The sequence below is a fragment of the Helicobacter sp. T3_23-1059 genome, assembly GCF_053654515.1.
The window spans coordinates 28,287-50,218 of the sequence record NZ_JBSIUV010000020.1 but is presented as its reverse complement, the minus strand read 5'-3'; the positions used below and the strand labels follow the sequence as shown (position 1 = coordinate 50,218).

Here is a 21,932-nt window from a genome sequence, read left to right as displayed (position 1 = left end):
TCGGGGGTTAGGAAATTTGGAGTTAAGGGTGTAGTTTTGTCATTGCGAGAATCGCGTAGCGATTCGTGGCAATCTATGACTTTATTTTTTAGTGGATTGCCACGCTCGCGTTGCTCGCTCGCAATAACGGCAACTTTGTCATATTGAGTTTTCGTAGAAAACGAAATATCTCTATTGTTTAAACTTTTAGAGATACTTCGGGCTTCGCCCTCAGTATGACAAGCCGTTTTGCCATTGTGAGAATTTTCTTTTTGTTCCCCCTCCCTTGCGGAGGGGGCTTTGGCGTGGGTAGAATCACTGTTTATAAATTTTGCGCTACTATTTCTTTGTGCTTTGCACCCACCCCCTTTATCCCCATCCGCAAGGGAGGGGGAAGCTGTGAAATCGCTACGCGCAAGGGAGGGGGATTTATTAGAATCTAGCGCGTGGGCAACTCTCTCTCTCTCTCTCTCTCTCTCGTGGCGTGGCGCAATTTTGAAGCGTTGCCAAAAATCTGCGCAAAGGTATTCATATTAAATGGCAGGTTATAAATTTCGCCCCTAAAGTTTGCAAGTGGAGAATTTATAAAGTGATTAAACTCGCAAAATTGTTGTATATATTGCCAAATTTTCGCATTTGAAGTGTGAAAAATATGTGCGCCGTATTTGTGGATATTGATTTTGGGTTTGTTTTCAAAAGGTGCGTTAGAATCTAATGTAGATTTTGCATTTGGATTCGCATTTTGTGGATTCGCGCTAAAATCCAAATTAGAATTTGCGCTAGATTTGCTTAAATCTACGCTTGAATCTACAAAGCTCTCCGTATAGCAATTCCCGCCGATATGGCTTCGCTTATCAACTACAAGACATTTTTTGCCCCTTTTACTTGCCTCGAATGCAAACACAGAGCCAAAAAGCCCCGCCCCCACGATAAGATAGTCATAAATCACATTAGATTTTTGCATTGATATTGTTCCTTATTTGTGATAAAAAATGTGCTAAACGCTGCTTAAAAAAACGCAAAATCAAAAACGCTACAAATCAAAAAATCAAAGCCCAAATTATAGCCGTTTTTTTTTTTTTTTTGGTTTAGAGACTTGATTTTTTGCGCGTTTATTACTTGCTTTGTTTGATTTTTTCTAGCCATTCATTTAGCGTCTTTTCATAGCCTTTAGCGGTGGATTCTACGAAATGCAAATCTTTGGTAAGGTATTTTTGCTCTACCCACCCACCAAAATTATGCGGGTATTTGTAGGATTTGGAATGTGGCAAAATATGTGGCGAAATAGGCAAAATCTCGCCATCATTTATCGCTTCTATGGCTTTATCTATGGCTTTATAAGCGGTGTTTGATTTGGGACAGGAGGCTAGAAAAATCACGCATTGAGAGAGGATAATGCGCGCTTCTGGGTAGCCGATTTTTCCTACGGCTATGAGGGTGGAGGTGGCGAGATTTAGGGCATTTGGGTTGGCATTGCCTATGTCCTCACTTGCTAAAATCACAAGCCTTCTAGCGATAAATTCTGGGTTTTCTCCGCCTGCGATAAGCCTAGCTAAGTAGTAAATGCTAGCATCTACATCGCTTCCGCGAATGGATTTTATAAGGGCTGAGGCTAGGTTGTAATGTGTGTCATCTTCGCTTGAGCCATCATTTAGACTAAAAGGGCGCAGGGTTTTTGCATTTTCTAGCGTGATTTTGGGGCTTAGGGCTAGGACTTCTAGTAGGTTTAGCATAGCGCGGGCATCTCCTGCACTGCTTGAGATGATATAGCTAAAGGCGTCTTTTTCTATGGATTTGTCGCATTCTAGGCTAGAATCTGCATTTGATTTTGGACGCGGTTTAGAATCATTGCTAGATTCTACTATGCAAATCCCTAAGATTTCTAATGCTTTTGTGAGAATGTGCTCTAGCTCAAAAATTTTCAACGGCTTAAACTCAAAAAGCATACTGCGAGAGCGAATCGCATTGGTAAGGGTATAAAATGGATTTTGCGTGCTAGCCCCTAGCACGATAGCTCTACGCTCCTCCATAATGGGCAAAAGAGCCTCTTGCTGTGTCTTGCTTAGTCGATGAACCTCATCAATAAAAATTAGCGGGACAATAAGTGCGTCTTTATAAGATTTTAGCTTTACGCGCAGGGATTCTAGCTTAAAATCTGTCGCGTTAAATTCTAAAAAATCGCTTCCTAGCTCGCTAGCAATGATTCTAGCTAGGGTGGTTTTGCCACTGCCCGGCGTGCCATAAAAAAAGCAATGAGGCAATTTTTTTGATTTTAGGGCTTCATAAAGAGGCTTGCCTCTGCCAAATATATGGCTTTGCCCGACAAAATCATTTAGATTTTTGGGTCGCAAAGATAGGGCTAGATTTGTCATTTGACTAGCTTTTTAGCGTTGTGGCGATTAGCCTATTTATGCGTGGCTTAAGTCATTCAATGCTTAATGATAAAAATCATTTATGATGATATATCGCTCATTTTGTGGATTTTCCCTAAAAGAGATATATTTATCAGGGAATTGCTCTCGCAATTTTTTAAGCGCGATAAACGCCAAAATCCCATCTAGTGGCTTAGTCTGCGCTCTGCCCTCTCTGCGGACTTCATTGATGATACCAACCAAGTAGGCATCAATAGCGTCCTCTTGATTTTGCAAAAATTGTGCGATTTCTAAGCGGATATTGTATCCATAAGTAGGCTGAATCCAATTAAACAACAAGTAAGAAATCGCCTTGTATCGATAGCCTCTCTCGCCGATGAGTAGGGCAGAATCCTCCCCATCGATATAAATGGATAGTGTTTGGTTGTCATAAAAACTAACCTTGACATTATCAATCTTATAGGGCGTGTAGCTAAGCATTTCTTGTATAAGTTTTGTGATTTCATCTGCGACTTCTTCTTTGGTTTGAAATTTTTTCATTTCAGTTGCAGGCGTTTGAGTCGTGTTTATCTCATAGCCCCCATTGGTATAGTAGCTAGCAGTATTTGACTTGCTAGGTTTGGTATCATTTATAAACTCTGATGCGTCAAAAAAGCTTGATTCTTGCGCGTTTTTGTCCTCCATTTTTTTGTCATCTTGATAGTCTTGATTTTGGTAGTATTGTTGGCTGGAATTATTTTGTAGATTTTGGTTTGTTGCTTGTTTTGGTGGCTCGGTAGGATTTTGGGCAAGATTTTGGGAGGGGTTTTTAGCAAAATCATTTATATGTGGCTGTGGATTTTGCTCAAATTGCGTGCTAGATTGTGGGTTGTTTTGCGCGTTTGAAGTAGGCATATTTGGGGTTTTAGCATTTGAGGGGGTCGCATTTTTAGGAGCTAGAGTGTGCTTTACATTTGCGATGATTATGGCGTCTTTTTTGCCTAGCCCTAGCACGCCTTTTGATTCGTATTGGACTACTTCATAATCTAGCTCGGTTACGGAGCATTCTAGCTCTAGGGCTGCTTTTGAGAGGGCTTCTTGCAGGGTGCTTGCGCTTACTTTTGTCATTTCTTTTCTCCTTGTGTGGATTTTGGTGTGGATTTTGTAGTTTTGTGTTCTTTATGCTCTAAGATAGCTTGTGCTTTTTGTTTGTCGATGATTTTGTTTATAGCGATTTGCATAAGGATTGCAAAAATATTATTTACCGTCCAATACAGCACAAGCCCCGCAGGAAATGTGATAAGAAAAATGGTAAAAATCACAGGCAAAAGTTTAAAGATTCTCGCCTGCATAGGGTCTAGGGTATTTGGAGTCAAAATCTGCTGTATATACATACTCACACCCATCAAAATCGGTAGTATAAAATACGGGTCCATAACCGATAAATCGTGTATCCAAAAAATCCATTCGCTATTTTTTAGCTCTACGGCATTATACAGCACCCGATAAATCGCAAAAAACACAGGGATTTGCAAAATAATGGGCAAACAGCCACCTAGCGGATTTGCTCCGTGCTTTTTGTAGAGTTGCATTAGCTGGGCTTGCATTTTTTGTGGGTCGCCTTTATATTGCTCTTGTATTTCTTTCATTTTTGGCGTTAAATCTTTTAGCCTTTGCATACTCATAATGCCCTTGTAACTAAGCGGGAATAAAATGATTCTAACCACAAGCGTAACACCAATAATCGCCCAACCCCAATTCCCTAGCAAGCCATAAAGCCAATCAAGCAATAAAAACACAGGTTTTGCAAAAAATGTGATAAGCCCGTATTCTACCACATCTGTTAGCACAGGGTAGATTTTTGCCAAATCCCTATAATCTTTTGGTCCTACATAGCCCTCTAGAGAGGTATTAGACGCTAAAATAATGTAGGGGATAGGATTTTTGGTATCGCTTGTGCCTAGCACTTGCACCGCTAGCCCGCTATCCTCGCGACTAAAAAGTAGCGTAGTGAAATATCTATCCGAAGCGGATACAAAAGGGACTTGAGAGAAGTTTTGCCCCTCGATTTTGGCATCTTTGTCCTCGATTTTTTCGATTACGCCATTTATGCCACCTTGCTTTAGCACCACGCCGTGAAAGGCATAGCCATCATCATCGGCTATGGGGCGAGAGCCACTTGATAAAAAATATACTTTAGGAGTGCTTAGGGCTATGTCTAGTTTGTATTTTAGCCCGTCTTCATCATAGATAAATTCTATGGTTTTAGTGATGGTGAGCGTGGATAGCTTTTGGGTTAGTGTTAGGATTTGATTTTGGCTAGAATCTAGCGAAATGGATTTTAGCGAAGCGGTGTATGGAGTCTGCGTAGCCTCGATATTAAGCATAGCATCTTCAAAACGCATCTCAAGCGGAAAAACAGCGTTTGGCGATAAAAGTGGCAATTTTTCTAGAGGCGCTTTTGGCGTGCTAGCAAGCCCAAATAAACGGCCTAAATGCGTGAAAATCCCCTCTTGTTTGGGGGCGGTAAATTTTTTGTCTTTTAGATAGACTTGGGCGATTCTGCCTAAATCATCGATTTGCACCTCCACGCCATCTGAAGTAATGGTAGAAATGATTTCGCGCTTTGTGGCTGGAGCGGTTGTGTTAGTCGCGGGGGTAGATGGCGTAAGATTTGTATGTGGATTTTGCAGATTTTGCGCTAGATTTTGCGTATTTGGGGTTGGATTTGTGCTTGAAGTCGCAGGATTTGAAGCATTTGAAGCGTCATTTGAAGCGGAAATTTTTTGCTTTTGTGAGTCTTGAAATATCAAACTATACACGATAATAAATACAAATGAAATAAGCACGGCTAAAAGCACTCGTTGATTCATATCATCTTTTCTCATTCTTAGATTCTCCTTTTTTTATGGTAGGTTGTTTTAGTTTAGACTTGGGATTAGCAAGTAGGGTTGTTTTGACATTTTAGCGCGGATTTGAAAATCGATTTTGTTTGGAGCTATATTTTGGACTAATGATTTTGGATTTAGCGGGATAAGCCACGCAGAAATTTTAAGATTTTTAGAAAATGTAGGATTTTTAGAATCCATAAAACTATCTAAACTAGCATAAATCACAGGATAATCAAACCCCCCTTTACAAAAAGGCTGACAGCGCACAAGGCGAAAAATAACCGCGACAAACGCATAAAAAGGATTTGAATACCTAAAAGACAAATACGCAAAATGCGAACAAGTGGGATAAAAACGACAGCTACTAGGCAGCAGTGGCGAAACACATATTTTATAGCCCTTAAATAGCATTTTTAACGCGCTAAAAAATATAGATTTTGCCTTTGATACAATAGCGCGTAAAAATGCGTCCAAAAAGGCTATAAGCGCATTTTGCCTGCCAAAACCTAATCCAAAATCTTGTTTATTTGGTGTTTGTTTTATCATATTTTTTGTCATAGACTTTTTGAAAACTCCCTTTTTTTTGTATGGTTTTTTGCGTGTGGTGCTTGTGGCTAAGTTTATTATAGCTAAGCCTATCTAGGCTAAATCTAAGCGTAGATTCAAAGCTATGCTTTAGCTCTATAAAACTTAGCGCATTTATCCCTACTTTTGCTACAAATATAATCCTAAATCCATTTTCAATCTCTCTAAAATCATTTTGCCTACATTCTCGCAAAATCGCTCTTACACGGCGTTTGATTTTGTTTCTAGCGACCGCATTGCCAATCTTTTTGCTCACACTTAAGCCGATTTTGGATTCCATAGATTTTGCAATCGCTTTGGATTCTCTAGCATTACTAGGCTTTTTTTGCTCGCTATATTTTTCATACTCGCTATTACCGCTACCATTTTTTGAAAAAGTCGCATTTTGTGAAAAAGTCGCATTTTGTGGCAAAGCATTTTTGAGATTTTTGGATTGAAAAAAATGCTGTGGATTTTCTTTATACAAATATATAGCAAAATCCTTGCCATAGCGCAAAAATCCATTTTTATACACAAAGTCAAACTCTTTTTTGGTTTTTAGGGTTTGCATTGCCGTGCTTTTTAGATATTCTAAGTTTTTAGCTTTTTTAGGCATTGCCTGCAAAATCTAGCCAAAATCTAATGCTACTTTGACTACCAAATATTTTCGTCAAATCTTACACGGCAAGTCGCTTGCGTCCTTTTGCTCTTCTAGCATTTATCACACGGCGTCCGTTTTTGGTTTTCATTCGCTCTCTAAAGCCGTGAGTGCGCTTGCGTGGTGTGTTGTGAGGCTGATAAGTTCGTTTCATAGAAGTCCTTTGTCTCTAATTTGTCCCTAATCCCTTAAAATGATTAGGAAATAAAATAAAACTGCGATTGTAGCAAACCTTATCTTATATAAACCTTGCGTTTGTATTTTTATATTATTTTTTGTTGTTTTTGTGTTTGTGCAACAAAATCTTAAGCATTATATTTGTGTGCCAACATTTATTGTGTATAATGTGCCTAGCTTTTAAGCAAATGCACGCAAACAATGCAAAAGCGCAAATGCAAAAAAGCAAAACCAAAATCCATAAGGAGTTCTTATGTCGTATTCATCACGCATTATCAAGGCATTGCAGGACAAAAACCCTGCCCAAAGTGAGTTTCATCAAGCCGTAAGCGAGGCTCTAAGCTCGCTCCAACCGCTACTTGACAAAGAGTCAAAATACCAAAAACACAAGATTTTAGAGCGTCTAACCGTGCCAGAGCGTTCGCTGATATTTCGTGTCGCTTGGGTAGATGACAAAGGCGAAGTGCAGATAAATTATGGCTATCGTGTGGAGTTTAATTCTGCGATTGGACCTTATAAGGGTGGGCTTAGATTTCACCCTAGCGTTACGCTTGGAATGCTAAAATTTCTAGGTTTTGAGCAAGTGCTTAAAAATTCGCTAACCACGCTTGCTATGGGCGGAGGCAAGGGGGGAAGTGATTTTGATCCGCACGGCAAAAGCGATGGCGAAGTGATGAGATTTTGTCAAAGTTTTATGAATGAGCTATTTCGCCATATCGGAGCGCACACCGATGTCCCTGCGGGCGATATAGGCGTAGGAGGGCGAGAAATCGGCTATCTTTTTGGGCAGTATAAAAAGCTAGTAAATCGCTTTGATGGTGTGCTAACAGGCAAAGGGCTAAATTGGGGTGGAAGCCTTGTGCGTCCTGAGGCTACGGGCTATGGCTGTGTATATTTCGCACAAGAAATGCTACAAGAGAGAGGCGAAAATCTAGAGGGCAAAATCTGCACCGTTTCAGGTGCTGGAAATGTGGCAACCTATACCATAGAAAAGCTTTATCAAGTAGGAGCAAAGCCCGTAACTGCGAGCGATTCTAAAGGAATGATTTATGACAAAGATGGCATTGATTTAGCATTGTTAAAAGAGATAAAAGAAGTCAAAAGAGAATCCCTAGAATCTTATGCAAAAGTCAAAAAAAGCGCGCAATACACTCCTGCAAATCGCTATGAAAGCGGGTGTAATGGCGTGTGGAGTATCCCTTGTTTTGCGGCTTTTCCAAGTGCTACACAAAATGAGCTAAGCGCAAAAGATGCCAAAATCTTGCTAGAAAATGGCTGCAAATGCGTAAGCGAGGGTGCAAATATGCCCTCCACCAATGAAGCCATTGATTTATTTCTAAAAGCAAAAATCGCTTATGGACCGGGCAAAGCTGCAAATGCTGGCGGAGTAGCGGTAAGCGGGCTAGAAATGGCACAAAATGCAAGTATGAATCGCTGGACTTTTGAAAATGTCGATGGGCATTTGCACCGCATTATGAAAGATATTTATCAAAATGCTTCAAACACAGCAAAAGAATTTGGCGAACCTACAAATCTCGTAATGGGCGCAAATATCGCAGGATTTCGCAAGGTAGCCGATGCGATGATAGACCAAGGGGTAGTCTAAAATCTATTGGTTTGATTTGTTTTAGAAGGGTAGTTTATGGATTTTACTAGCGAGTTTTTGCAAAATCTTTTTAGCTCTATGAGTGTTTTGGATTTGGCAAAATTTATCATCGTAGGGCTTATCGCAGGCATAGCAGCGGGTAGCTTTGGGATTGGCGGGGGGATTATCATCGTGCCTAGTATGATATTTTTGGGGCTTCCTATCACGCACGCGATTGGAATGTCGATAATGCAGATGATTTTTTCCTCTCTTTTTGGCTCTTTTATCAACTACAAAAAGCGCAATTTTGACATAAAAGATGGCGTTTTTATCGGTATTGGCGGGCTTATCGGGGCTAGTTTTAGTGGGGTTTTGCTAAGCGTGCTTAGCGATATAGTCATTAGCGTGCTTTTTTTGTGCCTAAATCTAATCGCCTTCTATCGCTTCGCTTTTAAAATCAAACCACAGCTAAGCCCTACCCCTCCCACTCTCACGCCATTTAGAAAAAATATGATTTTAGTTTGCGCAGGAATGATAACAGGCGTATTTGCCATCTCGCTAGGGATTGGAGGGGGGCTACTTATCGCGCCGATTTTGGCGTATTATCTAGGATATGATTCTAAAAAAGTAGTCCCTTTGTCGCTATTTTTTGTGATATTTTCCTCCATCTCTGGGACTTTTTCGCTATATCACACAGGGGTTTTGAGCTATGAAGTGATACAAGGTGGGCTAAGCATAGGGCTAGCCTCGCTAGTAGGCGTGGCAGTTGGGATTTATATCGTTAGCAAAATCTCTAGTATGTTTCATAGAAACGCGCTTATTTGTATTTATATTTATGCGATTTGTGTGATGAGCTATAAAGTTGGCGAAAAGATTTTGGCTTAGTTTTTACAAAAACTTAAAAGCACAAATTTTAGTTAAGGAACATTTTTGAGCGATAATTTCACTAAGCATAAACTTACTAAACACCATTTTTTCAAAAACAACCATAATTTCTTTAAAAACACCTTAGGGCATTTTTTAGCCATTTTTACCATTATCGTGTGGGGGAGCACTTTTAGCTCGACAAAGGCGTTATTAGGCGATTTTGCACCTGCGGAGATTCTCTTTATACGCTTCTTTTTGGCATATATATTCCTCGCGCTTTTGTGTCGCACAGCTATCGCCTTTCGTGGCGTGAAAAATGAGCTATTATTCGCAGGAGCTGGGCTTAGTGGCTCTTGTTTGTATTTTTTACTAGAAAATATCGCGCTTAACTACACAAGCGCGTCAAACGCCTCGCTTTTAGTCGCGTTTAACCCCATTACCACCGCACTTCTTGCGCGAGTGATTTTTGGCAAAAGGCTTGGGCGATTCTATTTTTTTGGCTTTGGGCTATGCTTTGTTGGGATTATTCTTGTGGTGCTTAATGGTAGCTTTAGCGTGGAAATATCCCCGCTTGGCGATATGCTCTGCATTTTAGCGGGGCTTGTTTGGTCGGTTTATACGATTATTTTGGAGCGACTTTTTAGTGTGTATCGCGGGGAGAATGCTATCGCAATGACGCGCAAAATCTTTTTTTATGGGCTTATTTTTACGCTTCCTTTCGCGCTGTGGCAGAGCGTGGAGCTAAGCGGTGGGGATTTTAGCAAGATTATAGAATCTTCGCGCTTTAGTAATCCCACCAACGCGCTAAACTTGCTCTTTTTAGGGCTTGTGGCAAGCGCGCTATGCTATCTAAGCTGGAACGCCTGCCTAAAGCGACTTGGCACATTGCAAGCGAGCGCGTATATCTATGCGATTCCTGTGGTGGGCGTGTTTATCGCCACTCTCACTTTGGGCGAGTCTCTCACGCCTTATCTTATCATCGGCGGGATTCTCACTTTGCTCGGGCTTTTTGTCAGTCAAAAATAAGCAAACTTAGAGAATCTAAAAGACTAAAAAACAAATCCCACCAAATCCACAAACGATAAAACTTCGCACGCAAAATCTAAAATACGCAGTTAAATTCCCAAAAATTCCCCCATTTTTCCCTAAAATCCCAAAACCCCCAAACTTCCCAAAAATCTCTTAAATCCGCACGATAAATTCATCGTGGCTAAAAGGGCTAACCTTAGAATGAAGCTCCAAAGGCACACTATAAAGCTTGCTCAAATGCGTTTGGTTTAATAATTCCGCACTTGTGCCAAAGAGCGCGTTAGAATCTATTTCGCCCTCGTTGCGAAGTTTTGAGAGCAACAAAACCTTGTGCGATAAAAATAGCGCGTGGGCTGGGAAATGCGTATTTAGCACGATAGATACGCCCTGCTTGCTTAAAGATTTTAGCGTGTCTAAAATCATCTTTTGATTGGCAAAATCTAAGTTTGATTCTGGCTCATCAAGGATTAAAATCTCTGGCCGTTTGACTAATGCGCGGGCAAAAAGCACCATTTGGAGTTCGCCTCCGCTTAGCGAAGCGCAGTTTTTGTCCGCTAAATGCGCGATTCCTAGCTCGTGTAATACCTCTCTAGCACGCATAAAATGCTCTTCTTTTGGCTGAAATTTAATAGCATTATTGAGCCCTAGCACCACCATTTCAAGCGCGCTTATAGGCAGGGTTGCACCCTTAATCTGCGCGACATAGGACACTTTATCCCACATAGCACCTCTAAGCTCGGTGATATGTCGCCCTTGCAATAAAATTTCCCCACTGCTTTTCAAAAATCCCAAAAGGCATTTTAGCAATGTCGTTTTTCCCGCGCCATTGCGCCCTAATATGCTTAAAATCTCGCCTTTTTGAAGCGAAAAACTAATGTTTTTTAAAATGTGCATTTTTTGCAACCCCACAAAACGCCAAAAACACAAATCTTTGACTTCCAGCAGGGACGTTTTAGAATCTCGCCCAGCATTTTGTAAAACATCTTGCGACAAATCATTTCCAAAATCTTGCGCAAGATTGTGCTTAGATTCTTGCGAAGTGTCCTGCCTAGATTTTGGCAAGGATTTTGACTCCATAATCTTATTCATAGCTTTATGCCTCCTTTGTTTTTATGCAAAATGTAGATAAAAAATGGCGCACCAATGAGTGCTGTAAGGATAGAGATGGGAATCTCATTTGCACTAAGTGAGCGTGAGAGCGTATCGATGATGATGACAAAGCCCGCGCCAAGTATGCCACTAAGTGGCAAAAGCCGTGAGCTCTCGCTCCCCACGAGCAATCGCGCAATGTGAGGCACAAGCAATCCCACCCAGCCGATAATCCCACACAAACTCACGCTCACGCTTACAATAAGCGTGCAAGAGAGGATTACCACTGCTCTCAAGGCGTTTAGATTTACTCCTAGAGATTTTGCCTCTTCTTCGCTTAGAGAGAGGATATTTAGCTTCCAGCGCGCTAAAAACAACGCCACGCAACCAAGACATACCGCGACTACGCCTAATGCAAGCTCGCCACTCCACACTCTTGATAGAGAGCCAAGAAGCCAATAAGTAATGCTAGGGAGCGTATCTTGCGGGTCGGCAAGGTATTTCACAAGGCTTACAAGGCTAGAAAACAGCGCGGAGATGATAATCCCGCTCAAAACCATACTAATGGTGCTAAGCGGGACAAAGCGCGAGTAGCTAACCGCCACGACAAGCATCAAAGAGATGATTCCAAACATAAATCCAAACGCAAAAACGCCAAGCATACTGCACCCAAACATAAGAGCGAGCACCGCTCCAAAGCTAGATGCGCTTGTAACGCCCAAAATATCAGGGGTTGCTAAAGGATTGCTAAAAAGGCTTTGAAACGCACAGCCTGCCATACTTAGCCCCGCTCCCATAACGATGGCAAGCAAGACGCGCGGAGCGCGAAAATCTAGCAGGACAAATTCTTTTATGTAAAGTTGCGTGTCGTAATGTTGCGCATTTTGGGCTTGCGTAACTAGATTTTGCGCATTGTTTTGAATACACGCGCTAACCCACCTTGACGCCATAGCCAAAATCTCATCTAGCCCGATATAAAACCTCCCCACACTTAGTGCTACAAATGCGATAAATAGCACAGCTAAAAGGCTTGCAATATACACAAATGCCGTTTTTTTTGCAACGCGGGCAATCATTGTTTGATGTGATTGTTGATTTTTCATTGTAGATGCCCTGCCTTGCTTGAGGGATTAAAGATTTTGTCAATCTGTGCATTATTTAAGTCTAGCCCAAAAATTTCTTTGTAGTATTGCTTTGCATACGCCTTGTAGTCCTCTTTTATCACTTCTTTTGCGCTGTCTAAATGCGTGTTGCTAGATTCTATAAATTCTGCGTTATGCGCTCGTAGCCACGCTAAAAGAATAGGCAAATCCACGCCCGGCGCAAATGGACGATAGCTCCCTAAAGGGAGTTTATATACGCGCTTATGTTGCACTGCTTTTATGCCCTGCCACCGCTTAGATTCTAAAATCTGCTTTGGCAAAAGTGGCGTAAAGTTGTTGATATAAATAATATCAGGGTTTAGTTTGTAGATTTCCTCAATCGAAGTAGTCGCGCTCCGCAGGGAATCTAGCGCGTGAATCCCACCGCTAAAATCTAGCAAATACTTGCCAAAAATGCCCGCGATTACGAGCTTTTCATCGCTTGCGTAAGTGTGGATAAAAATCGCTTTTGGAAGCGCGGTTGATTCTTTTTGGGCGTGCGCTCTATGTGTGCTAGAGTTTTTTGCATTTTTTACGCTAAGATTTTGTGGATTTTGCGCGTGTGTATTTTGCACAGATAGATTTTGTGTGGGGAGATTTTGCAAAGGTAGTTTTTGTGTGTATGATTGTTGTGCTAGTTCCTCTTGTTTTTTGATTTCTTGCAAAATCTGCTTTGCTTTAGATTCTTTATCTAGCAGGGGGGCGATTAGCCTAAACCACCCCTCCAAAGTCTTATGCGAGTTGTATCCCCATTTTGCCACGCTTATGGCAAGGGTTGGCACGCCACTTTTGCGCATAAGCGCGCAAATAGCCTTATTTGCGCTATGACAGATAAAGACATCGGGCTTGTAGTTTAGCAACTCCTCGATATTTTCGCTATTGCCTGTGGGGATTTGCGCGATTTGCGGATAAAAATCTATCATAAAGGAATACAAAAGCGCGTTTTTAGAGGCTTGTGGCATATACGCGATTCTTTTCGCGCTATTATCGAGCATTATCATCACAGATGGCAGGGGCCAAATCCCTGCTATGGCGATTTTTTGTGGCTCTTTTGTGATAGTTACTTTTATCCCATCATCATCGACAAGTGTCAGCGGGAAACTCGCACTAAAGGCGTGCGCAATAAATGCAAGATTTGCAAACATTGCAAAAAGTATGTTTTTGTGTGTGTTCATTGTTTTCCTTTGTTTTGATTTTGTTTTTTGTCATTGCGAGATTTTGCGATTTTTAATAAGGTCGCAAAATCGTGGCAATCTATTTTTTGTCCAACCTAATTTTTAAGTCGCATATTGTCATATTGAGCGATAGCGAAATATCTCTTTTATGCGAAGTTGAGAGATACTTCGGGCTTAAAAGCCCTCAGTATGACAAGCATTTTTAGTATGACAAATAAATAGATTGCTACACTCACGCTTCGCGCTCGTTCGCAATGACAAGAAAATAAGCACATTTACAAAACCTAAATTCTAGTATTTTGCGGTAATGCTTGTGGAGTTTTTGGAGTTTGACACAAGGTTAGCGCACTACTCGTGCGTGCCTTGTGGCAAACTCTCAAATCTCTGCAATGACTACCCAAAGACGAATTTTTTACATTCTAGAATGTAAAATATCTTCTTCTATCCACTCCATAAACGCATCAAAAAACGGCTCTGTCTTTGGCATAAAGCCCTGCCCCAAATGAAAATCTGGGTCAAGAGAGGTTACATACAGCCCGCCTTTGAAACTCGTATCTTTGTAGATTATCGCCTCATTTAGCTCGTTTGCCAAAATCATTTGCGAATCTTTAGGCGGATAAAATGCGCCGTGATAGTGCCATTTAGCCGTGAAAAGCTCCATTTTGCTAAAGAGGCGTTTGCCATACTCGCCCACCTCAAAGGACATATCCGCACCTTGAGAGAGCCACCACCAAAAATTCACGCCATATTCTTTCCACGCGATATTTGGCAAATACCCCTGCGTAACCTCGCCAAAGCTCACAATGCTCCCGCCATTTTTTAGAAACTCTACAAATTTCTCTTTGCAGGGCAGTAAAAAGCGCGGATTTGCCCTAGAAGCGATGACGATATAATCAAGCCCGCTAAAATCGGTGTTTTGCGCGTCTTTGTGGTAGATTCGCTTGTCAAAAAAATGCGCGTATTTTGCGTCTTTGTTGTAGAAAAAGTTGCGCTCATAGCTTGCCCCGCCTGTGATGATGGCATTTTTTAGCGTAGGATTTTTGCGCAGGGGATTTTTGGGATTTTGGGATTTTATGGTGTCTATGTCAAAGTGAAACCGCCCGCTTTGGCTCGCATTTGTGGCAGGCTTTGTCATATTGGGCGCGAGCGAAATATCTATATCTTTGTCATTTTGAGCCGTAGGCGAAAAATCTCTAGATTCTAGATTATTTGATATATTATTGCCCGAGATACTTCGGGCTTCGCCCTCAGTATGACAATGTGAGGTTGTAGCCATAAAAACCCCCTCCCTTAAGGAGGGGGTTTTTGCTTTGGCTAACGCCTCGCAACCCGTTGGGTGGGGGTGGGTGTCATTGCGAGCCGACTTGTCGGCGTGGCAATCCACAGAATTGTTGTCATATTGAGCAAAACGCGTAGCGTGTAGCGAAATATCTCTGTTTTGGTTATTTTGAGATACTTCGGCTAAAGCCTCAGTATGACAATTTGTAGCGTGCGGATTGCCACGCTCACCACGCGTTGCGCTCGCTATCAATGACGGATTAGATTCCCTGTTTTTTAGCTCATTTCCTAGCCAGCTTAGCAGATTTAGCCCTAACCTCCTAGCACTATTGTTTTCAAACACGCCAAAGGTAAGCAAATCCGCGCCTGCAGTGGCGAGAATCACGCCATTTGTAGAGATTCTATCGATATAGCCCACGCATTTCCCCTCGCTATCACGCAAAAAGATTTCAAAAGGTTTATACCCACCCCATTTATCCCCCTCCGCAATGGGAGGGGGAAATCCGTCATTGCGAGAATTTGCGTTAGCAAATTCGTGGCAATCCATAGAATCTTTGTCATATTGAGGGAGCGGAGCTAGTGAAGTATCCGCATTGTTATATTGAGGTTTCCTAGAAACCGAAATATCTCTGTCGTTGTTTGTCATATTGAGCGCAAGCGAAATATCTCTATCTTGCAAGTTTGAGATACTTCGGCTTTTTTCAAAAGCCTCAGTATGACAAGAAAATGTAGATTCTTTGGATACTTCGCCTAAAGGCTCAGTATAACAATGTGTATTTGTGTTTTGAGATTCTAAAAGATATTTTGGTATCTCAAAATACCCGCGATTAAAAAACCCTTTCACACCTCTGCGGAAGTTTATATCATATTCGCGCACGCCCTCTGTGAGAGCGTGTCCTGTCAGCCGTATTTCTCTATCGCGGATTTCTACGGGGCTTTTTATATAGCCCGCGTTATTTGGCAAAATCCCCGTGTAGTTATGACAAAAGCTAACTACAATCCCGCCATTATCCAAAAACTCATAGAGTTTGTCTCTATGTCGCCACAGCTCCACCTCATCGATACTCATTCCTAACACCATAGCGCAGTATTTGCCTAGCTCTAGTTTTTCAAAATCGCTATACAAATCCACAAAATCTAACGCGTTTTTATACAAAAAATGCTCATAGATTCCATCTCTTTCATAGCCATAAGAATCGATATAAGCTACCTTGCCAAAGCGCAAAATCTCTTTATGGCTATACACATCTGCTAGTCTTTGTGCGAGATTTTCGCTTATGCTCTCTTGTGCCTCACAGACGCAGTTTTGCACACTCATTGTTTCTCCTTTTTGTGATTTTTTATCTTGGCTAGATTTTTATCGCTTTTTATCGCCAAAAATCAAAAAGCGATAAAACTACTCAATTTTTTATCAAAAATTCTCAAAATACTTCGCTTTTTAAGTCTTAAAAACACACTTATTTTGAGAATAGATATACTTTTTGAGTAATCTCGTTACAACGCTACCAAAAAATTGATAAAAATTTGCAAATTTAAGTTGTTTTTTTTTTTTTTTGATTAGTATTGCGTTGATTGGTAACAATTTTCACTATATGTCAGCGGAAATTTATTGCCAAATCATCAAAATCTATCTCATAAGGAGTTTTACAATGAAGCCTTTTAGTTTTTCATTATCACTTATCACAAGTGCGAGCCTTTTGACTGCTATAAAAGCAGAACCTAACTCAAGTTTTGAGGCACGGCAACTAGATCGCTATGCAGAGATGCTTCGCTACACTCAGTATGACAACGAAAATTTGTCATTGCGAGAATCGCAACGCGATTCGTGGCAATCCACAGAATCTAACGCGCAAGATTCTACTCAAAGTCATCGCACGCAAGAAATGCAAGACAATGAGCAAAGCACACAGCAAGACTATGCGCAAGAAATGCGTGAAAATAGCCCAAAATCTAGCAACGACAATAGCAACAACTATGATGGCATAAAAGCAAAAGAGCTAGAAAAAGTAAGTGTAACCGCCCAAGTAAGCCAAAGTGAGCTACCCATAGAGCTACAAAGCAAACAAATCTCTATCGTGGAAAAAAGCGCGTTGCTAGAAAAGCCCACACTAGGAGGCGCACAAAGTGCGCTAGAGAGTGTGCCGGGGATTTTGTATTCACGGAGTGGGGGGATAAATGGGCAAATCACTTTTCGCGGGCAAAACTCCACCTCGCAACGCTCCATAGTGATGATAGATGGTGTGAGATTTGCAGGGCGAAGCCTGCTAGAATTTAATGTGCTAGACCCAAATCAATTTGAATCTATCGAAGTCATTCGCGGGGCAGCGAGTGCATTGTGGGGAAGTGAAGCGATGAATGGCGTGGTAAATTTTCGCTCGCGCAGGAGTAACTATAACTTAGGTGGCGATACTTTCAGGGCAACGGCTAGAATCCGAAGCCTAGAGTATAACTCCGTAAATAACGGCGTAGCAGGCAGAGCAGAGATACTAGGCGGTGGCAAAGGCTTTGATTTACTAATCGGTGCTAGTGCGAGAAATGGCGGGGATTATCTAACCCCTATACAAGAAAATGGACATTATTTAAAGGCAAAAAACTCATATTACACCACTTATAACGCGGATTTTAACATAGGCTATACCAACAAAAACTCCACTAGATTTTATGCACAAGGACGCTACTCACATATAGAAACTTCTCGCGCAGGTGGGCTAGCAGCAGCACCGGGTGCGGATTATGGAATCTATTTTAGGGAAAATCCTATGGGGGAATATTATTTGCGACTTGGAGCAAGCGCGAAAGACTTAAAATACGCAGATAATATGGATGCTTATGTGTATTATCGATATTGGGATACGGATTTGTGGAATGATAGACGAACATATAAGGGTGATAATGGAAGTAGCGCAACAAATCTTTTTATCCACCAAGAAGTCTATGCAAATCAATATGTAGGAGGCAGAATCACCTTTGACACGCGCTATAAAAATAACTACTTTAGCTATGGCGCAGAGATTTTAAGTAGCATAAATCTAACTCCTTATAGGCAAAATTTCTTAGGCACTAATCAAGGCGAGTGTAAGGCGGATAGTTGCACGACTATCCGTCCAAATACAAATACAGATTTTGCACTATTTCTAAAAGATGATTGGAAAGTGTTTGATAGGTGGATTTTATCAGGCGCGATAAGAGGGGACTATGTGCTAACTACGATTTCTAAAAAACGAAGCGATATAGAAAACAATCGAATAAACAACAATGGCAACGGTCAAGGAAACAATAATGAAAACTTAGCACAAGTAGAAGCCCAAAGCGCAAAAATCTTAGATGAAAATCCGCTTATCCACACAGGTGCGGTTACAGGCTCACTTGGCTCTGTGTGGTTTATCACAGATTATATCAGCAATGTCATCAATGTAAGCCATAACTTCGTAGATCCAGGTGCTTCTGCACGACTTAGCTCTACGCCATCTGCTTCTAGCACACCTACTTTTGCAAATCCTAACATTAAGCCCGAATACTCCCAAACCGCAGAATTTGGCTTTCGTTTTACTAGCGAAAATCACTTCGCTTCAATCATAGGTTTTTACACCAATTATCAAGATATGGTTTTAGGCATATTGTTTCAAGACGGGCGCAATCGCTATGAAAATATCGGGCGAGCGTTTATCGCAGGGGCGGAGCTAGAGGGGAGGCATAGTTTTTTAGATTCTATGATAATGCTAAATTACGCGCTTAGCTACAATTATGGGCAGGACTTGACAGAAAACAAACCTATCGCATATCTTGCCCCACTTTATGGAAATCTAAGTTTGAAATTTAACTTTGATAAGGTGTATTTTGTGCTAACCGAGCGATTTTATGGAGGCAAAAATCGCACAGGCGGTGCGACAGAATACAAGACAAAAGAATATGCAATGACAGATATTTACGCAGGACTAAAGCTAGGTGCGTTTAAATCAAAAATGAAAGATATGGAGCTAATCTTTGGCGTGTCAAATCTTTTTAACACGCTAGGGCGAAATCCCGTAACAGTAGGGGCAGTAAATGCAACTTATGGTTTAAGCATCACAAACCCATTAGTCGAGCCTGCTAGAAACTTCACACTAAAATATGTGTGGAAATATTAGGCTTTAAAAGCCTTTGTCATTAGGTTTTAAGCCTTTGTCTTAGTTTTTTTAGTATTTGTCATATTGAGCGCGCAAGCGCGAAATATCTCTATTTTGTTGCTTATTTTGAGATACTTCGGGCTACGCCCTCAGTATGACAAGGTTATAGATTGCCACGAATTTGCAATTTTTAACAAAATCGCAAATTCTCGCAATGACTGAATTTCCCCCTCCCTTAGCACGAGGGGGCTAGGGGGTGGGTTTTTTCTCATTGCCACGCCTACTATTTGTCATTGCGAGCGATTAGATTTTGCGCTTTTGCAAAATCTAATGCGTGGAAATCCACACCTTCGCTGTCTTTGCGAGAATCTAGGCTTTTGTTAAAAAGACTAGATTTTGGGCAATCCATAAAAAACTTGTCATATTGAGCGCGTAAGCGCGAAATATCTCTATTTTTGTCAATAGTTTAGAGATATTTCGGCTTTTTCAAAACCTCAGTATGACAAGGATTTTTAGTATGGCAAAATAGATTGCCATACTCGTTTCACTCGCTTGCAATGATGACAATGCAGATTTTCGCAATGACAACACTAACAAACCAACATAACAATAAAAAACAAGGAATCCAAAATGAAAAACAACATATTAGCAACATTGACAATCCTGCTTATCAGCTCAAATGCGATAGCAAACAATCAGCAAAATCAAGAAAATTACGAAAACATAGAAACCAAACAACTAGAGCGCGTATCTATAAGCGCATCTAAAGGAGCGCAAATCGGGCTAAGTAGCCTACCTATCGAATTGCAAAGCAGGCAAATCTCTATCGTGTCAAAAGAAAAATTGCTAGAGAAAATCACTCTAGGTGGAGCGCAAAGCGCATTAGAATCTGTCCCTAGCGTGCTTTATTCGCGTAGTGGCGGAGTAAATGGGCAAATAAGTATGCGCGGGCAAAATTCTAACAACGGCTACACACTCATAATGATAGATGGAGTGCCTTTCACAGGGCGAAGCACGCTAGATTTTAATGTGCTAGATGTAAATCAATTTGATTCTATCGAAGTGATTCGAGGTTCTGCTGGCTCGCTCTATGGCAACTACGGCATAAATGGGCTTATCAATTTTGTATCGCGCAAAAGTAATTATAATGTAGGTGGCGAGAAATTTAGCGCGACTGCTAGACTTCGCGCTATTGAATATCAAAGCGTAAATAATGGCTTTGCAGGACGCGCAGAAGTGCTAGGTGGAGGCAAAGGATGGGACTTACTCATAGGGGCAAGTGGTAGAATCGGCGGGGATTATCTAACGCCTGCGCAAGAAAACGGCAAATATCTAAAAGCGATAAATTCTAACTACAAAGCGTTTAACTTAGATTTTAACATAGGCTACACGACAAAATCCAACACTCGCTACTACGCACAAGGACGCTACTCAAACATAGAATCCCACCGCGCAGGTGGCGGAGCAGGAGTGAGTGCAGCCCCCGGTAGTAGCTATGGGATTTTTGTAAGTGAGATTCCGCTTAGGGAGTATTATCTACGAATGGGTGCTAGCAAAAAAAATCTATCCTTTGCAAATTCTATGGATATTTATACATACATTCGCCATTGGGACACGGATATTTGGAATTACCGCGCAGATTCTACTTATGGCACAAGCAAGACAAATATCCAACAACAAGTCTATAACAACAACATAGTAGGATTTAAGTTAATCTTTGATAGCACAGCTGGCAAACACTCGCTTGGCTACGGCGCAGAAATAGTAAGCGCAATAAACCCTAGAGGCACAAGACAGATTTTTCATACGGGCAATACAAATAATCCCACAGGAAGCGTAAATATCGCTGCCCGCCCTAGCACAAATACAGATTTTGCGCTATTTCTAAAAGATGACTACAAAGTGTTTGATAGGTGGATTTTATCAGGTGCGATAAGGGGGGATTATTTTTTATCCACAGTTGGCAAAGATAAAATGTCTAGCGAAATAAAACAAGCTAGCAACTCTACACAAGCAGAGCTAACAAGGCAACTAGATAAAAATGATGTATTGCATAGTGGTGCGCTTACAGGCAGTATAGGCTCTGTGTGGCTAATAAGCGAATATTTTAGTCAAATTTTTAACATAAGTCATAACTTTAAAGACTCATATAGCTATCGCTACTCCGTATCTGCTGGCACTCCTGCGACAATGATAAATCCCACGCTCCACCCTGAATACTCTCAAAGCGCAGAGCTAGGATTTCGTATCCACACAAACAATCACTTTGCTTCAATCGTGGGGTTTTTTACCTACTGTCACGACAAAATCGCTTTAGGTGGGACATATTTTGAGCCGATTTTAAATACTCAAGCAAAAAAATATGAAAACATAGGCAAGGCTTATATCACAGGAGCGGAGCTAGAGGGGAGGCATAGTTTTTTAGATTCTTTAATAGGGCTAAACTATGTGCTTGCTTACACTTACGGACAAGATATAAGCAATCATAAGCCAATAGCCTATATCGCGCCTTTATATGGGAATCTAAACTTGAAGTTTAATTTTAATGCGGTGTATTTTGGGATTGCGCAGAGATTTTATGCGACAAAGTGGAGGATAGATGCTACACAAGAGCGCAAGACAAAGGGCTATACAATGACTGATATTTACGCAGGGCTAAAGCTAGGTGCGTTTAAATCGAAAATGAAAGATATGGAGCTAATCTTTGGCGTGTCAAATCTTTTTAACACGCTAGGGCGAAATCCTGTGGTATTTGAAGAAATAAATGCACCTTATTCTATCACAAACCCATTAGTCGAGCCTGCTAGAAATTTCACACTAAAATATGTGTGGAAATACTAGGCTTTTATTTGTCATTGCGAGCATTGATTTCCCCCCTCCCTTGCGGAGGGGTTTGGGGGTGGGTTTTTTGTCATTGCGAGCAATTAGATCCTGCGCTTTTGCAAAATCTAATGCGTGGAAATCCACACCTTCGCCGTCATTGCGAGAATCTAGGTGTTTGTTAAAAAGACTAGATTTTGGGCAATCCATAAAAACTTGTC

At 41.2% G+C, this 21,932-nt stretch carries 21 protein-coding genes; 6 read left to right on the top strand and 15 right to left on the bottom strand.

The genetic code is table 11. The features are described 5' to 3' along the window. Positions 1 to 236 precede the first annotated feature (236 nt). Entirely contained in the window at positions 237 to 422 is a 186-nt protein-coding gene (locus ACWIX0_RS07280; RefSeq protein ID WP_454173212.1) for a hypothetical protein, read from the top strand. Here ACWIX0_RS07280 and ACWIX0_RS07275 read toward each other — a convergent pair. The 7 genes from ACWIX0_RS07275 to rpmH form a co-directional block, all read right to left on the bottom strand. Continuing rightward, entirely contained in the window at positions 419 to 943 is a 525-nt protein-coding gene (locus ACWIX0_RS07275) for an NAD(P)-binding protein (protein WP_454173211.1), read from the bottom strand. The two genes, ACWIX0_RS07280 and ACWIX0_RS07275, sit on opposite strands and share 4 nt — an antisense overlap. A gap of 151 nt (positions 944 to 1,094) precedes the next feature. Then, positions 1,095 to 2,351 (bottom strand): replication-associated recombination protein A, encoded by a 1,257-nt coding sequence (locus ACWIX0_RS07270; RefSeq protein ID WP_454173209.1) that lies wholly within the window; start codon positions 2,349 to 2,351, stop codon positions 1,095 to 1,097. Positions 2,352 to 2,414: 63 nt separating this feature from the next. Further along, the gene (locus tag ACWIX0_RS07265; RefSeq protein WP_454173207.1) at positions 2,415 to 3,458 is read right to left on the bottom strand and encodes a Jag N-terminal domain-containing protein; all 1,044 of its coding nucleotides are present in this window, start codon (positions 3,456 to 3,458) and stop codon (positions 2,415 to 2,417) included. Further along, the gene (yidC, locus tag ACWIX0_RS07260; protein ID WP_454173206.1) at positions 3,455 to 5,218 is read right to left on the bottom strand and encodes a membrane protein insertase YidC; all 1,764 of its coding nucleotides are present in this window, start codon (positions 5,216 to 5,218) and stop codon (positions 3,455 to 3,457) included. Before yidC ends, ACWIX0_RS07265 begins: the two co-directional genes overlap by 4 nt. A gap of 33 nt (positions 5,219 to 5,251) precedes the next feature. Further along, on the bottom strand, positions 5,252 to 5,779 hold the full coding sequence (gene yidD / locus ACWIX0_RS07255; RefSeq protein WP_454173204.1) for a membrane protein insertion efficiency factor YidD: 528 nt from the start codon (positions 5,777 to 5,779) through the stop codon (positions 5,252 to 5,254). Then, the gene (gene rnpA / locus ACWIX0_RS07250) at positions 5,745 to 6,401 is read right to left on the bottom strand and encodes a ribonuclease P protein component (protein ID WP_454173202.1); all 657 of its coding nucleotides are present in this window, start codon (positions 6,399 to 6,401) and stop codon (positions 5,745 to 5,747) included. The genes yidD and rnpA overlap by 35 nt, the downstream gene beginning before the upstream one ends. Before the next feature lie 61 nt (positions 6,402 to 6,462). After that, on the bottom strand, positions 6,463 to 6,597 hold the full coding sequence (rpmH, locus tag ACWIX0_RS07245) for a 50S ribosomal protein L34 (RefSeq protein ID WP_034560283.1): 135 nt from the start codon (positions 6,595 to 6,597) through the stop codon (positions 6,463 to 6,465). 276 nt (positions 6,598 to 6,873) lie between these two features. Between rpmH and gdhA the strand changes: the two genes are divergently transcribed. The 3 genes from gdhA to ACWIX0_RS07230 all read left to right on the top strand — a co-directional run bounded on the left by gdhA (position 6,874) and on the right by ACWIX0_RS07230 (position 10,098). Continuing rightward, on the top strand, positions 6,874 to 8,226 hold the full coding sequence (gene gdhA, locus ACWIX0_RS07240; protein WP_454173200.1) for an NADP-specific glutamate dehydrogenase: 1,353 nt from the start codon (positions 6,874 to 6,876) through the stop codon (positions 8,224 to 8,226). A 78-nt stretch (positions 8,227 to 8,304) separates the two neighbouring features. After that, complete coding sequence (locus tag ACWIX0_RS07235; protein ID WP_454173216.1) at positions 8,305 to 9,090, top strand: sulfite exporter TauE/SafE family protein; 786 nt, start codon at positions 8,305 to 8,307, stop codon at positions 9,088 to 9,090. A 45-nt stretch (positions 9,091 to 9,135) separates the two neighbouring features. Continuing rightward, the gene (locus ACWIX0_RS07230) at positions 9,136 to 10,098 is read left to right on the top strand and encodes a DMT family transporter (RefSeq protein WP_454173198.1); all 963 of its coding nucleotides are present in this window, start codon (positions 9,136 to 9,138) and stop codon (positions 10,096 to 10,098) included. Positions 10,099 to 10,254: 156 nt separating this feature from the next. On the opposite strand, the gene ACWIX0_RS07225 is transcribed toward ACWIX0_RS07230, so the two are convergent. The 5 genes from ACWIX0_RS07225 to ACWIX0_RS07205 form a co-directional block, all read right to left on the bottom strand. Beyond that, positions 10,255 to 11,190, bottom strand: a complete 936-nt coding sequence (locus ACWIX0_RS07225; RefSeq protein ID WP_454173196.1) for an ABC transporter ATP-binding protein — start codon at positions 11,188 to 11,190, stop codon at positions 10,255 to 10,257. Next, on the bottom strand, positions 11,187 to 12,293 hold the full coding sequence (locus ACWIX0_RS07220; RefSeq protein WP_454173194.1) for a FecCD family ABC transporter permease: 1,107 nt from the start codon (positions 12,291 to 12,293) through the stop codon (positions 11,187 to 11,189). Before ACWIX0_RS07220 ends, ACWIX0_RS07225 begins: the two co-directional genes overlap by 4 nt. Next, positions 12,290 to 13,507: an ABC transporter substrate-binding protein gene (locus tag ACWIX0_RS07215; RefSeq protein ID WP_454173193.1), complete on the bottom strand. Its 1,218-nt coding sequence runs from the start codon at positions 13,505 to 13,507 to the stop codon at positions 12,290 to 12,292. The genes ACWIX0_RS07220 and ACWIX0_RS07215 overlap by 4 nt, the downstream gene beginning before the upstream one ends. A gap of 146 nt (positions 13,508 to 13,653) precedes the next feature. Beyond that, positions 13,654 to 13,782, bottom strand: a complete 129-nt coding sequence (locus ACWIX0_RS07210) for a hypothetical protein (protein ID WP_454173191.1) — start codon at positions 13,780 to 13,782, stop codon at positions 13,654 to 13,656. A 137-nt stretch (positions 13,783 to 13,919) separates the two neighbouring features. After that, complete coding sequence (locus ACWIX0_RS07205; protein ID WP_454173189.1) at positions 13,920 to 16,103, bottom strand: hypothetical protein; 2,184 nt, start codon at positions 16,101 to 16,103, stop codon at positions 13,920 to 13,922. Positions 16,104 to 16,434: 331 nt separating this feature from the next. Between ACWIX0_RS07205 and ACWIX0_RS07200 the strand changes: the two genes are divergently transcribed. After that, positions 16,435 to 18,912 carry a TonB-dependent receptor gene (locus ACWIX0_RS07200; protein ID WP_454173188.1) on the top strand — a complete coding sequence of 826 codons (2,478 nt, stop codon included), beginning with the start codon at positions 16,435 to 16,437 and terminating at the stop codon, positions 18,910 to 18,912. 128 nt (positions 18,913 to 19,040) lie between these two features. Here the strand turns inward: ACWIX0_RS07200 and ACWIX0_RS07195 are convergent, their stop codons facing one another. Next, positions 19,041 to 19,163, bottom strand: a complete 123-nt coding sequence (locus tag ACWIX0_RS07195; protein WP_454173186.1) for a hypothetical protein — start codon at positions 19,161 to 19,163, stop codon at positions 19,041 to 19,043. An 11-nt stretch (positions 19,164 to 19,174) separates the two neighbouring features. Continuing rightward, positions 19,175 to 19,300 (bottom strand): hypothetical protein, encoded by a 126-nt coding sequence (locus tag ACWIX0_RS07190; RefSeq protein ID WP_454173184.1) that lies wholly within the window; start codon positions 19,298 to 19,300, stop codon positions 19,175 to 19,177. 221 nt (positions 19,301 to 19,521) lie between these two features. Here ACWIX0_RS07190 and ACWIX0_RS07185 point away from each other — a divergent pair, with 221 nt between their 5' ends. Then, positions 19,522 to 21,732 (top strand): TonB-dependent receptor, encoded by a 2,211-nt coding sequence (locus ACWIX0_RS07185; RefSeq protein WP_454173182.1) that lies wholly within the window; start codon positions 19,522 to 19,524, stop codon positions 21,730 to 21,732. Here the strand turns inward: ACWIX0_RS07185 and ACWIX0_RS07180 are convergent. Next, entirely contained in the window at positions 21,709 to 21,921 is a 213-nt protein-coding gene (locus ACWIX0_RS07180) for a hypothetical protein (protein WP_454173181.1), read from the bottom strand. The two genes, ACWIX0_RS07185 and ACWIX0_RS07180, sit on opposite strands and share 24 nt — an antisense overlap. Positions 21,922 to 21,932 lie beyond the last annotated feature (11 nt).